This is a genomic window from Micromonospora sp. NPDC049662 (assembly GCF_040675055.1).
Classification (GTDB): domain Bacteria; phylum Actinomycetota; class Actinomycetes; order Mycobacteriales; family Micromonosporaceae; genus Micromonospora.
The window spans coordinates 18,681-33,112 of sequence record NZ_JBFAOC010000067.1 but is presented as its reverse complement, the minus strand read 5'-3'; the positions used below and the strand labels follow the sequence as shown (position 1 = coordinate 33,112).

Below are 14,432 nucleotides of genomic sequence, written 5' to 3'. Positions count from 1 at the left end.
CCCCGCGCCCCGCGCCCCGCGCCCCGCGCCCCGCGCCCCGCGCCCCGCGCCCAAGATCCTCACAACATCACCGAAGTTGCTGCCTCAGCCTCGCCGGAGACAGCAACATCAGTGAAGTTGCTGCCCCGGCCCGCCGAGGCGCGCCCAGACACGTGCTCCACACAGCGCAGCCGTGCCCTGGCGGGCATCTGCGGATCGCCGGTGCCAGCTCGCCGACTCCTTTTCGACATCGGCTATTGACGGTGCCGTAACACGTGACCTAGCGTCTGTCGAAACGTTTCGTCGAAACGCTTCGACGATCATCCCGAAGCGGTTCCACTCCGGGCCGGAGGAGGTGGGCGGTGGCCACGATGCACGACGTCGCCCGCCTTGCGCAGGTCTCGGTCAGCACCGTGTCGTACGTGCTCACCGGCGCTCGGCCGATCTCCCAGGCCACTCGCGCCAAGGTGCTCGCGGCGATGGCTGAGCTGGACTACCAGCCCAACGCCATGGCTCGGGGGTTGGCCAGCCGGCGCAGCCGCATCCTGGGTCTGCTGATGCCGATGGACGAGCGTGGTCTGGGCGCCACCGAGACCGCGTTCGTCACCGGTGCCGCCGCCGCGGCCAGCGCGGTCGGCTACCACCTCGTGCTCTCGCCGGTCGGCGGTGGCGACCTCGACGACCTGCGACGGCTGGCCAGTCAGCGGATGCTCGACGGCGTTGTGCTGATGGAGGTGCAGCTCGCCGACGAGCGGGTCACGGTGCTCCAGGAGGCGGGAGTGCCGCTGGTGCTGATCGGGCGTACCGGCGACGCCACCGGGTTGTCCTTCGTCGACATCGACTTCGACCAGACCGTGCGGGAGGCCGTCGCGCACCTGGTCGGCCTGGGGCACCGCCGGATCGTCTACGTCAACCACTCGGCGGCGACGCTGGCCAGCGGTTACGGCCCGGCGTTGCGTACCCGGGACGCGTTTGTCAAGGCCATGACCGGCCACGGCCTGGAACCGATCATGATCCCGGCCGAGGACAGCGCCGCCGGCGGGCGGGCGGCCCTGGCCGCCGCGCTCACCCGGGCCCCGGAGCTGACCGCCCTGCTGGCGATGAACGAGACAGCGCTCTTCGGCATCCTCGGTGAGCTGACCGGGCGCGGACTGTCGGTGCCGGACGACGTGTCGGTGGTCTCCATGGTCACCTCGCCGCAGGTCGCCGAGTTGGCCACCCCGGCGTTGACCGCGATGACCTCGCCCGGATCGACCCTGGGCCGGATCGCGATCGAGGCGCTGGTACGCCACCTGGACGGGCCCGGTGACGAGCGCCACCAGCAACTGCTGCCGTGCTCGCTGGAGGTGCGGGGATCGACCGCGGCACCACGACCGGAGCGACCCCATGGGGGCTGACCAGTAAAAACGGCCCGCCGCCGCGCGGCAACGCGACGACGGGCCCAGTGAGATACCGGGCTCGATACTCAACGAGGAGGATAGCAATGCAGCGATTTCGCCGGATCGTCGCGGCGATCGCCCTGGCGGCGACCGCGACGACCACCGTGGCCGCCTGCGGCGGCGGCGAGAGCGAGGACGACAGCGGGGCCAAGACCCTCAAGCTCTGGCACTACGAGAGCGAGAACAGCGCGATGGGGGTCGGCTGGAACAAGGCGATCGAGATCTTCAAGGCCGAGCACCCGGGCGTCGAGGTGCGTTTCGAGCGCAAGGCGTTCGAGCAGATCCAGCAGAACGCCGGCATGATCATCAACTCGTCCGAGGGCCCGGACATCATGGAATACAACAAGGGCAACGCGACGGCCGGCCTGCTGTCGTCGCAGGGTCTGCTCACCGATCTGAGCGCCGAGGCCGACAAGCGTGGCTGGGCCGGCAAGCTCAGCCCCAGTCTGCAGACCACCGCGCGGTACAGCGACAAGGGCGTGATGGGGTCGGGCAACTGGTTCGGCGTGCCGAACTACGGCGAGTACGTCACGGTCTACTACAACAAGGACCTGTTCGACCGCAACGGCGTCAAGGTGCCGACCACGCTGGCCGAGATGACCGCCGCGATGGACACCTTCGTCAGCAAGAAGATCACCCCGCTGGGCATGGCCGGCGCGGAGTACCCGGCCGGGCAGCTCTTCTACCAGTTGGCGCTCTCCAAGGCCGACCGGCAGTTCGTCGACAACTACCAGCTCTACAAGAACCCGGTCGATTTCAAGGCCGACCCGCTCAAGTACGGCGCGGACACGTTCGCCGAGTGGGTGCGCAAGGGCTACGTCGCCAAGAACTCGGCGAGCCTCAAGGCCGAGGACATGGGCACCGCGTTCATCGCCGGCAAGACCCCCATGATCGTCTCCGGTAGCTGGTGGTACGGCCGGTTCAAGACCGAGATGAAGGCCAACTGGGACACGTTCCTCTTCCCCGGCAACACCCTCAACGCCGGGTCGTCGGGCAACATCTGGGTGGTTCCGTCGAACAGCAAGGCCAAGAGCTTGGCGTACGACTTCATCGACATCACCCTGCGCCCGGAGATCCAGGATCTGATCGGCAACAACGGTGGCGTTCCGATCGCCGCCGACGCCTCGAAGATCAGCGACCCGAAGGACCGCAAGCTGATCGAGGACTTCAACACGGTCAGCAAGCAGGACGGTCTGGCCTTCTACCCGGACTGGCCGGTGCCCGGCTACTACGACGTGCTGGTCGGCGGCTTCCAGGGCCTGATCAACGGGTCGAAGTCCCCGGACCAGGTGCTCGACACGATCGCCAAGCCGTACGCCGATGGCGTCAAGGAGATCACCGGCAAGTGACACGGCGAGCGGCGGGCGTGACCGGCACAACCGGAGCGCCCGCCCGCCCCGCCGGGAAGGATCTTCCATGGCAGTCTCCGAGACCGTCGCCGCCACCACACCGACGGCGACACCCACCCCGCCGACGCCCCGCCGCCGACCTCGCGGCCGTGACGCCGCGTACTGGCTCTATCTGATCCCCGGGGCGGCGCTGTTCCTCCTGGTGATCGGCGCGCCGCTGGTCGGCACCGGTTACCTGTCGCTCACCAAGTGGTCGGGCATCGGCGACCCCACCTTCGTGGGGTTCGACAACTACCAGCGGCTGCTGGACGACGAGGTGTTCTGGGCCTCGTTCCGCAACACCGTGGCGATGATCGTCGCGATGGTGGTGCTGCCCACCCTGCTGGGGCTGCTGCTCGCCTCGGTGCTCTTCGACGTCATCGGCCGCCGGTTCCAGCCGCGTACGGCCGCCGGCCTGCGGGCCGCCTTCTACCTCCCGCAGGTGCTGCCGGTGGTGGTCGCCGGCATCGTGTGGGGCTGGATCCTGCGCCCCGACGGCGCGTTCAACAGCCTGCTCGACGCGGTCGGCCTCGGCGCGCTGCGCCACGACTGGCTCGGCGACCCGGACACGGCGCTGCCGGCCGTGATGGCGGTGATGATCTGGGTGCAGATCGGCTACCCGGTGGTCGTGTTCATGGCCGCGTTGCAGCGGGTGGACCCGGAGCTGTACGAGGCGGCCGAGGTCGACGGCGCGAACTGGCTGCACCGGTTCCGGGCGATCACCCTGCCGCAGATCCGGCCGGAGACTTTCGTGGTGGCCCTGACCTGCACCATCGCGGCGTTGAAGGTGTTCGGGCCGATCTTCGCGCTCACCCGGGGTGGCCCGGAGAACGCCACGAACGTGCCGTCCTACTTCGCCTACTACACCTTCTTCAAGAAGCTCCAGGTCGGCTACGGCTCGGCGATCTCCACGGTGCTCACCCTGATCATCGTCGTGGTGGCCGGGGTCTTCATCTGGTGGCAGGCGCGCACCGAGCGCCGGGACCGGGGGTTCTGACATGGCCGTGACGCTCACCCCGGCCCCGGCCCCGACGCCGGTCCGCCGGCCGGTCCGCGACCGGCACCACCGCGGCGTGAGCCGCTGGGTCGTGCTCGCCCTGGTCACGGTCGGCGCGCTCGTCATGCTGGTGCCGTTCGCGTTCATGCTGCTCAACGCGTTCAAGTCGCCCGGTGACTATTCGTCGGCCGGGCCGCTGAGCTGGCCCAGCGAGTTCTACACGAAGGGCCTGCGGACGTACTGGAACGAGGTCGACTTCCCGCTCAAGCTGTGGAACTCGGCGCTCATCGCCGTTTCCGTGGCGGTGCTCGGCGTCCTCGTGTCCCTGCTGAACGCGTACGCCCTCGGCATCGGTCGGGTCCGTGGCCGACTGTGGATCGTCGGGCTGTTCCTGTTGGCCAACATGCTGCCGCAGGAGGCGCTGATCTACCCGCTGTACTACGTAGCGAAGGAGGTCGGCCTCTACAACACCCGGCTCGCGGTGATCATCATCTTCACCGTGATCCAGAGCGCCTTCGGCACGTACCTGCTGGCCTCGGTCCTGGGCACCTTCCCGCGCTCGCTGCTGGAGGCCGCCGCGCTGGACGGCGCGGGCAAGTGGACGGTGCTGTGGCGGGTGGTCTTCCCCAACCTGCGACCCACCCTGGCCGTACTCCTCATCTTCTTCTTCATCTGGACCTGGAACGAGTTCCTCATCCCGCTGGTCATGCTGATCGACAACCAGACACAGACCATTCCGGTCGCGCTCGCCTCGTTGCAGGGCGACCGTCTGATGGACGCCCCGACGACGAACGCCGGCGCGCTGATCAGCCTCGTGCCGGCCATCCTCTTCTTCCTCATCTTCCAGCGCACTCTGGCGCGCGGCATCACGGCAGGAGCCGAGAAGTGAAGTTCACCGACGGGTACTGGCAACTGCGCCCGGGGGTCAGCGTGCTGCGCCCCGGCGCGGTGGAATCGGTCGAGCCGGACCAGAGCGGCTTCACCGTCTTCGCGCCGGCCGGTCAGATCACCGGTCGGGGCGACACCCTGAACCGGCCCGTCGTCACCGTCCGGTTCTTCTCTCCCGCACCGGGCGTCATCGGGGTGACCATCGGTCACCACAGCGGCGGGCTCCCCCGCGAGCCGCACTTCGAGTTGACCGCCGACAGCGGCCAGCCGGTCACCGTCGACATCACCGGCATCACCGCGTCGCTGACCACCGGCGAACTGACCGCGCGGGTCGCGCTGGTCGACGGCTGGCGGGTCCAGTTCCGGCACGGCGACCGGTTGCTCACCGCGTCCACCGCGCGCAGCGTCGGGATCGTCACCGACGGCCAGGGCCGGCGGCACGTGCACGAGCGGCTCGCCCTCGGCGTCGGCGAAACGGTGTACGGGCTGGGCGAGCGCTTCGGCCCGTTCGTGAAGAACGGCCAGACCGTCGACATCTGGAACGCCGACGGTGGCACCGCCAGCGAGCAGGCGTACAAGAACGTGCCGTTCTATCTGAGCAGCGCCGGCTACGGGGTCTTCGTGGACCACCCGGAGCACGTGTCGTTCGAGGTCGGCTCCGAGGTCGTGGCGCAGAACCAGTTCAGCGTCGAGGGCCAGTCGCTCACCTACTACGTCATCGACGGACCCACCCCGAAGGACGTGCTGCGCCGGTACACGGCGCTGACCGGCCGACCGGCCCGGGTGCCCGCCTGGTCGTACGGGCTGTGGCTGTCCACGTCGTTCACCACGTCGTACGACGAGAAGACCGTGACCGAGTTCGTCGACGGGATGGTCGAGCGGGACCTGCCGCTGTCGGTGTTCCACTTCGACTGCTTCTGGATGCGCCAGTTCCACTGGGTCGACTTCGTCTGGGACCCGGCGACCTTCCCCGATCCGGAGGGGATGCTGCGCCGCCTGCACGAACGCGACCTGAAGGTGTGCGTCTGGATCAACCCGTACATCGCGCAGCGCTCGTACCTCTTCGAGGAGGGCCGCCGGGCCGGCTACCTGGTCCGCAACCCGGACGGCTCGGTCTGGCAGTGGGACAAGTGGCAGGCCGGGATGGCGCTCGTCGACTTCACCAACCCGGACGCGGTCGCCTGGTTCACCGGCAAGCTCAAGGTCCTGCTGGACATGGGCGTCGACTGCTTCAAGACCGACTTCGGTGAGCGCATCCCCACCGACGTGGTGTGGCACGACGGCTCCGACCCGCAGCGGATGCACAACTACTACTCCTACCTCTACAACAAGGCCGTCTTCGAGCTGCTGGAGACCGAGCGCGGCGAGGGCGAGGCGGTGGTGTTCGCCCGCTCGGCCACGACGGGCGGGCAGCAGTTCCCGGTGCACTGGGGTGGGGACTGCGAGGCGACGTTCGTCGCGATGGCGGAGTCGCTGCGCGGCGGGCTGTCCCTGGCGGCGTCCGGCTTCGGCTACTGGAGCCACGACATCGGCGGCTTCGAGGGCACCCCCGACCCGGCCGTGTTCAAGCGGTGGATCGCCTTCGGTCTGCTCTCGTCGCACTCCCGGCTGCACGGCTCCGGCTCGTACCGCGTCCCGTGGGCGTACGACGAGGAGGCCGTCGACGTGCTGCGGCACTTCACCCGGCTCAAGCTCAGCCTGATGCCGTACCTGGCGGCGGCGGCCGAGGAGGCGCACCGCGACGGAATCCCCATGATGCGCCCGATGATCGTGGAGTTCCCGGACGATCCGGCCGCCGCGTACCTGGACCGGCAGTACATGCTCGGCTCCGACCTGCTGGTCGCGCCGGTGCTCAGCGCCGACGGTCAGGTCACCTTCTACGTCCCGGCCGGGACCTGGACGCACCTGCTGACCGGCGCCCAGCTCACCGGTCCGGCCTGGGTGACCGAGAAGCACGAGTTCGACAGCCTGCCGGTGCTCGCCCGGCCGGGCGCGGTCATCGCGTTCGGCGCGCGCTCCGACCGGCCCGACTACGACTGGGCGGACGGTGTCCGCCTGTGCCTCTACGCTCCGGCCGAGGGGCAGCGGCGGCGGGTACGGATTCCGTCGCCCGGTCAGGGGGCCGGCGCGGAGTTCGAGGTAAGTTTCCGCGACGGCGTGGCCAGGGCGGACCTGGTGGCGGGTGAATCGTCGGCGTACCACTCGGAGGTGGCAGGACAGTGACGGCACATGCCTTTCCGGAGAGTTTCCTGTGGGGTTCGGCCACGGCGGCCTACCAGATCGAGGGCGCGGCCAGCGAGGACGGCCGGGGCCCGTCCATCTGGGACACCTACAGCCGCACCCCGGGGCGGACGCTGAACGGCGACACCGGTGACGTGGCCGCCGACCACTACCACCGCTGGCCGCAGGACCTCGACCACATCGCCGAGCTGGGCCTGGGGGCGTACCGCTTCTCGATCTCCTGGCCCCGGGTGCAGCCGGGCGGCTCCGGCCGGTTCAACCAGGCCGGCGTGGACTTCTACTCCCGGCTCGTCGACGGCCTGTTGGAGCGCGGCATCCGCCCGGTGGCGACCATGTACCACTGGGACCTGCCGCAGGAGCTGGAGGACGCCGGCGGGTGGCCGGTACGGGACACGGCGCTGCGCTTCGAGGAGTACGCGGCGGGGATCGTCGCCGCGCTCGGCGACCGGGTGCACACCTGGACGACACTCAACGAGCCGTGGTGCTCGGCGTACCTGGGTTACGGCTCCGGCGTGCACGCGCCGGGTCGGACCGAGCCGGCGGCGGCGCTGGCGGCCGTGCACCACCTGAACCTCGCGCACGGCCTGGCGGGTCGCGTGGTCCGGGAGACGGCGCCGGCCGCCGAGTTGTCGGTGACGCTGAACCTGCACGTCATCCGCCCGGCTTCGGACGCGGCGGCGGACGTCGACGCGGCCCGCCGCATCGACGCGCTGGCCAACCGGGCGTTCCTCGGGCCGATGCTGAACGGGGCGTACCCGGCCGACCTGCTGGCCGACACGGCCGGCGTCACGGACTGGTCCTTCGTGCGCCACGGCGACGAGAAGGTGGCCGCCGTGCCGCTGGATGTGCTGGGCGTCAACTACTACTCCAGCACCCTGGTCCGCGCCTGGGACGGGCACTCGGCCCGCTCGGACGCCGACGGTCACGGCGCGTCGGCGCACTCGCCGTGGGTGGGCGCCGACGACGTCGACTTCCTGCCGCAGCCCGGCCCGTACACGGCGATGGGGTGGAACATCGACCCGCCGGCGCTGACCGAGCTGCTGCTGCGGCTCCAGCGCGAACATCCCGGCCAGCCCTTGATGATCACCGAGAACGGGGCGGCGTTCGACGACGAGGTGGCTGCCGACGGACGGATCCACGACGACCTGCGGATCGACTACCTGCGTCGGCACATCGGCGCGATGGCCGATGCCCGCGCGCAGGGCGCCGACGTGCGCGGCTACTTCGTCTGGTCGTTGCTGGACAACTTCGAGTGGGGTTACGGCTACGACCGCCGCTTCGGGATCATCCGGGTCGACTACGACACCCAGGAGCGCACCTGGAAGGACAGCGCGCACTGGTACCGACGCCTCGCCGCGACCGGCAATCTGGACCAGCCCTAGCGCCCGCTACACGCCGACGCGCTGCGGCGGGACGGTGAGGCCGTAGAGCTCCATCAACTCCGGGCTGTCGACCCGGCTGCCGTCGGCCACCGAGTCGCAGGCGATGTCGACGATCTGGTCCTTGTGCGCCAGCAGGTACGGCCGCGCGCCCACGTCGGCGCTGGCCAGGGTGGCGATGCCGGACCAGTGTCGGCGGCCGAACAGCATCGGGTAGCCGCGCAGCCCGTCGTAGGTGGCGCAGACCAGCACGTCCGGGTACGGCAGCGCGGCCACCCGGCGTACGGCCGCCGCGGTCAGGCCCGGCATGTCGACCGGCACCACCACCACCGCCTCGATGCCCGCGTCGTCCATCGCGGCCAGGCCGGCGCGGATGGACGAGCCGACCCCGGTGCCCCACGCCTTGTTGACCACCACGGTGGCCCTGCCCAGGTCGGCGGTCTCCCGGACCTGGTCGGCTGCGGCGCCCAGCACGATCACGATCTGCTCGCAGCCCGCCTCGGTCATCGTGTCGATCATCTGGTTGACCAGTGGCTTCTCGCCCTGGTGCAGCAGCGCCTCGGGACCGCCGATACGGCGTCCACCACCTGCGGCGATGATCATTCCTGCGATCCGGTTCAGCTGGGCCCCCTCAAGCACGGGACCGACCGTGACCGGCCGGCCCCTCCTACGGACACTGCAACGAGGAGAGCCGCGCACGGGTGGCGGGGCGAAAAGGGAAAATAGTGCAACCGTTACGCAACGGACGGGTGATCCACTCCCGATCGCCGAGGTGGCGGCATCCCGACGCCGGGAAACCCCCAGGTCGCCGATCTGGAGTCGATCATCAGCGCCAGGGGCCGCGTCAGGCGGCGTCCGCGTAGCAGTCGACGATGGACAGGTCGAGCGGGAAACGCACCGGAGTCTCGCCGAACAGCAGCGCGGTGGCCCGCTCGCCCGCCCGGCTCACCGCCGCCGCCACCGCCTCGGCCTGCTCGGCGGGGCAGTGCGCCACCACCTCGTCGTGCTGAAAGAAGACCAGCTCGGCGTCGGTGCCGGCCAACTCGGCGCGCAGGGTGGCCAGCAGCGTGGAGGCCCACTCCGCGGCGGTGGCCTGGATGACGAAGTTGCGGGTGAACCGACCCCGGGACCGCGCGGCACGCGCACGCGGGCTCTGCCGGTCAGCGGCGGCGTCCGGGTCGATCGGCCCCTCGTCCGGGTCGGCGGGCCCCACGCCACCCGGTGGGCACGTCCGACCCAACCAGGACCGCACCAGGCCGCCCGCCTCGCCGGTACGCGCCGCCGCCTCCACGTAGCCGAGCGCGGTCGGATAGCTGTTTCTCAGCACCGCCAACGCGGGCACCGCCGCCCCGCCGGTCTGCCCGTACATGGCCCCCAGCAACGCCACCTTGGCCCGGGGACGGTCACCGCCGAACGACTCCCGCGCCAGCGCGGCATAGAGGTCACCGGCCCCACCCGCCGCCGCCAACCGCCCGTCCCCGGAGACCGCGGCCAGGACGCGGGGCTCCAACTGACCGGCGTCGGCCACCACCAGCCGCCAGCCCGGGTCGGCCACCACCGCCCGACGGATCACCTTGGGGATCTGCAACGCGCCACCGCCACGGGTCGCCCAGCGGCCGGAGACGACCCCGCCCGGCACGTACTCCGGCTGGAACCGCCCGTCGCGAACCCACTGCTCACGCCAGGACCAGCCGTGCGCCGTCCAGATCCGGTACAGCTCCTTGTATTCCAGGACCAACGGCACCGCCGGATGGTCCACGCCGCGCAGCACCCAGGCCCGGGTGTTGGGCAGCTCCACGCCGGCCCGGGCGAACGCCCGGAGCAACTCGGCCGGAGAGTCGGCGTGCAGCCGCCGGACGCCGAACGCGTCGGCGATCCGGGCCGCCAACTCGGCCAACCGGCGCGGCGGCCCGCCGACCGGGGACGGCTCACCCAGCAACTCGGCGAGGATCTCGTCGTGCACGTCCGCACGCCAGGGCAGCCCGGCGGCACCCATCTCGGCAGCGATCAGGGCGCCAGCCGACTCGGCGGCCACCAGCAACCGGAACCGGCCGGGGTGCTCGGTCCGCAAGACCCGGGCGAGCTGATCGGCGTACACCTGGGTCAGTGCCTCAAGGCCCGGGCCCGGCGGGCCCGGCAGCGTGTCGAAGAGCGCGCCCTGGCCGTGCCCGGGCGGCGCGGCGGCACGCGGCGGTGGGTCGGCCGGCACCGGCCCGCCGGTCAGGCGGGCCCAGGCGGCGGCCAGTGCGCGGGGCTCGCCCCACCGACCGGCGTGCCCGAGCAGCAACGCCTCGGTCAACTCCACGTCGTGGCACCGCTCGACCCGCACCCCGGCCCGTAGCAGCGCCGGGTAGATCGTGCCCGCGCTCGCCCAGACCCAGCGCGGGCGCGCGACCGCCTCCCGGGCGGCCACCGCGGACGCGAGGTCGGTGACGGTCTCGGTCGGGCCGGCGGGGCGGCCGGCGGCGTCGAGCGGGCACAGCTCTCCCCCGCCCTGCTCATCTGCCACCACCGCCACCAGCACGAATGTGATTCTGCCTGCACCCTCCGACAGGAAAACGGGTCGGTGGGTCGGCCCGCCGCTCGGTAGCGTTACCGAGTGCCCGTCCAGATCCCGCACCCCGACCCTGGCACCCCCGACACCCGTGGTCCGATGCGGTACCTGTGGTGGCTGGTGCGTCGCCAGCCCGGCCGGGTGCTGCGCGGCAGCCTGCTCGGCACGGCCTGGATGGTCGGGCTGTCGGTCCGGCCCTACCTGATCGCCCGGGCCGTCGACGACGGGCTGCGCGACCGCGACACCCGTGCCCTGGTCCTGTGGGTCGCGGCGATCGTCGTGGCGGGTGTGGGGTTGTCGTACCTGGGGATCATGCGGCACCGCACGATGACCTTCATCCGGGAGGACGCCAAGGCCCGCTCCGCCGAGGTGCTGTTGCGGCACCTGTCCCGGGTCGGCGCGGCGCTGCCGCGCCGCTCCGCCGCCGGTGAGGTGGCCACCGTCGGCGGGTCCGACATCGAGTGGTCGGCGCAGGTGCTGACGCTGACCGGCCCCGGGGTCGGGGCGGTCGTCGCGTACGGGGTCATCGCCGTGGTGCTCTGGTCGATCTCCCCGCTGCTGGCGCTCTGCGTGCTGGTGGGCGTGCCGGCGGTCGCGCTCGTCGTCGGGCCGCTGCTGCGCCGGCTCGAACGGGCCGAATCGGTCTACCGCGGGCAGCAGGGCGCGCTGACCGCCCGGTCCGGCGACATCGTGGCCGGGCTCCGGGTGCTCGCCGGGGTGGGTGGCCGGGACCTCTTCGCCCGCCGGTACGCGGCCCGATCGCAGGCCCTGCGGGCCGAGGGCTACCGCGTCGGGGCGGTGATCAGTTGGATCGACGCGGCGACGGTCGCCATCCCCGGCCTCTTCCTGGCGGCGGTGGTGTGGCTGACCGCGCGGATGGCCGTCACCGGCGACGTCACGGTCGGCGAGCTGGTCGCCGTCTACGGCTACGTGGCGACGCTGATCGTGCCGGTCTGGTTCCTGCTGGAGGGCAGTCACCAGCTCATCCGGGGTCGGGTCGCCGCCCGACGGATCGCCGGCCTGCTCCGGCTCGCCCCGGACGACGTCGGTGGGCCGGGCCGCCGGTGGCCGGCCGGGGTCCCCGGCGCCCGCGACCCGCACGCCGTCCCCGCGCCGACCGGTCCCGCCAACCTGCACGACCCGTCGACCGGGCTCAGGGTACGCGCCGGGCAGCTGACCGCGGTGGCCGCCGACGACCCGGCCGACGCCGTGGCGCTGGCCGACCGGCTCGGCCGGTACGTGACCAGCGACGTCACCTGGGGCGGCGTACCGCTGACCGCAGTCGCCCTCGACGAGGTCCGGGCCCGGATCCTGGTCGCCGACCACGACTCGTACCTCTTCGCCGGCACGCTGCGCGACGTGCTGAGTTCGGGCGCCGACGACGCCGAGATCCGCGCCGCCCTGCGGACCGCGTCGGCCGACGACATCGTCGACGCCCTGCCGGCCGGGCTGGACACCCCGCTGGACCCCCGCGCCCGGACGCTGTCCGGCGGTCAACGCCAACGGGTACGGCTGGCCCGGGCGCTGCTCGCCGAGCCGGAGGTGCTGATCCTCGTGGACCCCACCTCGGCCGTGGACGCGCACACCGAGGCCCGGATCGCCGAGCGGCTCCGGACCGCGCGGGCCGGGCTGACCACCGTTGTGCTCGCCACGTCGCCCCTGCTGCTCGGCCGCGCCGACGAGGTCGCGTACCTGACCGGGGGCGGGATCACCGCCACCGGCACCCACGACGGCCTGCTCGAATACGTCCCCGGTTACCGGCACCTGGTGGCCCGGGGCAGCGATGACGAGCAGCACTCCGACGCCGAGGAGGCGTACCAGTGAGCCGCCTGCCGGTCGCCGACCGCGGCACCGTACGCCACGCCCTGCGGGACATGATCAGCAGACATCGCCGGGCGGTCGGCGTCGTGCTGGCGCTGCACAGCGCCGCCGCGCTCGCCGGGCTGGCCCCGCCGTGGCTGCTGGGCACCATCGTCGACCGGGTCACGGCCGGCGCGGGCGTGGCGACGGTGGACCGGCTGGCCCTGGCGATCGCCGGCTGCGTCGTGGTGAGCGCGCTGCTCGCCCGGTACGCCCAGTACGCCGGTCACCGCTTCGGCGAACGCGCCGTCGCTGAGCTGCGCGAACAGTTCGTCGACCGGACGCTCGCGCTGCCCGTGTCGGTCGTGGAGCGGGCCGGCGCCGGGGACCTGGCGACCCGCAGTTCGGTGGACGTGGCGACCGTCGGCACCACGGTCCGGGACGTGGCGCCCACCATCGTCATCGCCTCGGTGCAGTTGACGTTGCTGTTCGGCGCGGTGTTCCTGCTGCACCCCCTGCTCGGGCTCGCGGCGCTGGCCGGGCTGCCGTCGATCGTGGCGGCGACCCGGTGGTACCTGCGGCGGGCCAGCTCCGCGTACCTCACCGAGGGCGCGGAGGCGGCCGAGCTGACCGAGGCGTTGACCACGACCGCCGAGGGCGCCCGCACGGTCGAGGCGCTGCGGCTGGCCGACGACCGCGTCCGGTACGGCACCGCCCGCGTCGCCCGCGTGTGGCAGGCCCGCCGGGCGACGCTCGCCCTGCGTACGGTGTTCTTCTCGGTGGTCGAGGCCAGCTATCCCCTGCCGATCGCCCTGGTGCTCCTGGTCGGCGGCTATCTGCTCTCCGCCGACCTGGTGTCCCTCGGGTCGGTGGTCGCCGCCGCGCTCTACCTGCAACAGGCCATCGACCCGATGGACCGCTTGTTGCAGTGGACCGAGCAGGCGCAACGTGGGTTCGCGTCGTACGCCCGGGTGCTCGGGGTCGGGCTGGTCCCGCCCGAGCCGCCCGGCGGCACGGCCACGTCGCGGGGCGAGCGGCTCGTCGTGACCGAGGCGCGGTTCTCGTACGCCGACGGCCACGACGTGCTGCACGGCATCGACCTGGAGGTGCGGCCCGGCGAACGGCTGGCGATCGTCGGCCCGTCGGGCGCCGGCAAGTCGACGCTGGCCCGGCTGCTCGCCGGGATCGACGCTCCCCGGCAGGGCGTCGTCAGCATCGGCGGTTGCCCGGTCACCGACCTGGACCCGGCCGAACGACGACGGCGGATCGCCCTGGTCACCCAGGAGCACCACGTCTTCATCGGCTCGGTCCGCGACAACCTCGCGTTCGCCGCCCCGGACGCCACCGACGACCAGATGCGCGCCGCGCTCGCCACGGTGGGCGCCGACTGGTTCGACGCGCTGCCCGACGGTCTGGACACGGCGCTCGGCGACGGCGCCCGGCAGCTCGGCGCGGCCGAGGCCCAGCAGGTGGCGCTGGCCCGGTTGGTGCTCGCCGACCCGCACACGCTGATCCTGGACGAGGCGACCGCGGCCCTCGACCCGAGCACCGCCCGGCGGACCGAGCGGGCCCTCGCGGCGGTGCTCGTCGGGCGGACGGTCATCGCCATCGCGCACCGGCTGAACACCGCGCACGACGCCGACCGGGTGGCCGTCCTGGCGGACGGCCGGATCACCGAGATCGGTAGCCACGACGACCTGGTGGCGGCCGGCGGGGCGTACGCGGCGCTCTGGCGCTCGTGGCACGCCCGCGCCGACGCGCGGTGAC

10 protein-coding genes are annotated in these 14,432 nt (G+C 72.1%); 8 read left to right on the top strand and 2 right to left on the bottom strand.

The features are described 5' to 3' along the window. Positions 1-350: 350 nt before the first annotated feature. The 6 genes from AB0J36_RS30185 (at position 351) to AB0J36_RS30160 (ending at position 8,314) form a co-directional block, all read left to right on the top strand. A complete protein-coding gene (locus AB0J36_RS30185) occupies positions 351-1,376 on the top strand; it encodes a LacI family DNA-binding transcriptional regulator (RefSeq protein WP_357396727.1) in 1,026 nt (341 codons plus the stop codon). Between the two features lie 86 nt (positions 1,377-1,462). After that, positions 1,463-2,767: an extracellular solute-binding protein gene (locus AB0J36_RS30180; RefSeq protein ID WP_357128207.1), complete on the top strand. Its 1,305-nt coding sequence runs from the start codon at positions 1,463-1,465 to the stop codon at positions 2,765-2,767. A gap of 67 nt (positions 2,768-2,834) precedes the next feature. Further along, positions 2,835-3,803: a sugar ABC transporter permease gene (locus AB0J36_RS30175; protein ID WP_357396696.1), complete on the top strand. Its 969-nt coding sequence runs from the start codon at positions 2,835-2,837 to the stop codon at positions 3,801-3,803. 1 nt (position 3,804) lies between these two features. Next, positions 3,805-4,692: a carbohydrate ABC transporter permease gene (locus tag AB0J36_RS30170; protein ID WP_363661433.1), complete on the top strand. Its 888-nt coding sequence runs from the start codon at positions 3,805-3,807 to the stop codon at positions 4,690-4,692. Then, positions 4,689-6,914 carry an alpha-xylosidase gene (gene yicI / locus AB0J36_RS30165; protein WP_357128198.1) on the top strand — a complete coding sequence of 742 codons (2,226 nt, stop codon included), beginning with the start codon at positions 4,689-4,691 and terminating at the stop codon, positions 6,912-6,914. The genes AB0J36_RS30170 and yicI overlap by 4 nt, the downstream gene beginning before the upstream one ends. Then, the gene (locus tag AB0J36_RS30160) at positions 6,911-8,314 is read left to right on the top strand and encodes a GH1 family beta-glucosidase (protein WP_357170931.1); all 1,404 of its coding nucleotides are present in this window, start codon (positions 6,911-6,913) and stop codon (positions 8,312-8,314) included. Before yicI ends, AB0J36_RS30160 begins: the two co-directional genes overlap by 4 nt. A 6-nt stretch (positions 8,315-8,320) precedes the next feature. Here AB0J36_RS30160 and AB0J36_RS30155 read toward each other — a convergent pair whose 3' ends face one another. Both AB0J36_RS30155 and AB0J36_RS30150 read right to left on the bottom strand, forming a co-directional pair. Further along, positions 8,321-8,914, bottom strand: a complete 594-nt coding sequence (locus AB0J36_RS30155) for an NTP transferase domain-containing protein (RefSeq protein ID WP_357128592.1) — start codon at positions 8,912-8,914, stop codon at positions 8,321-8,323. Between the two features lie 241 nt (positions 8,915-9,155). Beyond that, positions 9,156-10,865, bottom strand: a complete 1,710-nt coding sequence (locus tag AB0J36_RS30150) for a bifunctional 3'-5' exonuclease/DNA polymerase (RefSeq protein WP_363661434.1) — start codon at positions 10,863-10,865, stop codon at positions 9,156-9,158. Between the two features lie 99 nt (positions 10,866-10,964). Between AB0J36_RS30150 and AB0J36_RS30145 the strand changes: the two genes are divergently transcribed. Together AB0J36_RS30145 and AB0J36_RS30140 are read left to right on the top strand one after the other, a co-directional pair. Next, positions 10,965-12,689 carry an ABC transporter ATP-binding protein gene (locus AB0J36_RS30145; RefSeq protein ID WP_357396722.1) on the top strand — a complete coding sequence of 575 codons (1,725 nt, stop codon included), beginning with the start codon at positions 10,965-10,967 and terminating at the stop codon, positions 12,687-12,689. Between the two features lie 50 nt (positions 12,690-12,739). Continuing rightward, complete coding sequence (locus AB0J36_RS30140) at positions 12,740-14,431, top strand: ABC transporter ATP-binding protein (protein WP_357128583.1); 1,692 nt, start codon at positions 12,740-12,742, stop codon at positions 14,429-14,431. Position 14,432 lies beyond the last annotated feature (1 nt).

Bases quoted from the DNA above. Each gene is read 5' to 3' on its own strand.
- AB0J36_RS30140 (WP_357128583.1), top strand. From the start codon at position 12,740: ATGATCAGCAGACATCGCCGGGCGGTCGGCGTCGTGCTGGCGCTGCAC.
- AB0J36_RS30155 (WP_357128592.1), bottom strand. From the start codon at position 8,914: ATGATCATCGCCGCAGGTGGTGGACGCCGTATCGGCGGTCCCGAGGCG.
- AB0J36_RS30145 (WP_357396722.1), top strand. From the start codon at position 10,965: ATGCGGTACCTGTGGTGGCTGGTGCGTCGCCAGCCCGGCCGGGTGCTG.
- AB0J36_RS30180 (WP_357128207.1), top strand. From the start codon at position 1,463: ATGCAGCGATTTCGCCGGATCGTCGCGGCGATCGCCCTGGCGGCGACC.
- AB0J36_RS30175 (WP_357396696.1), top strand. From the start codon at position 2,835: ATGGCAGTCTCCGAGACCGTCGCCGCCACCACACCGACGGCGACACCC.
- AB0J36_RS30170 (WP_363661433.1), top strand. From the start codon at position 3,805: ATGGCCGTGACGCTCACCCCGGCCCCGGCCCCGACGCCGGTCCGCCGG.
- AB0J36_RS30185 (WP_357396727.1), top strand. From the start codon at position 351: ATGCACGACGTCGCCCGCCTTGCGCAGGTCTCGGTCAGCACCGTGTCG.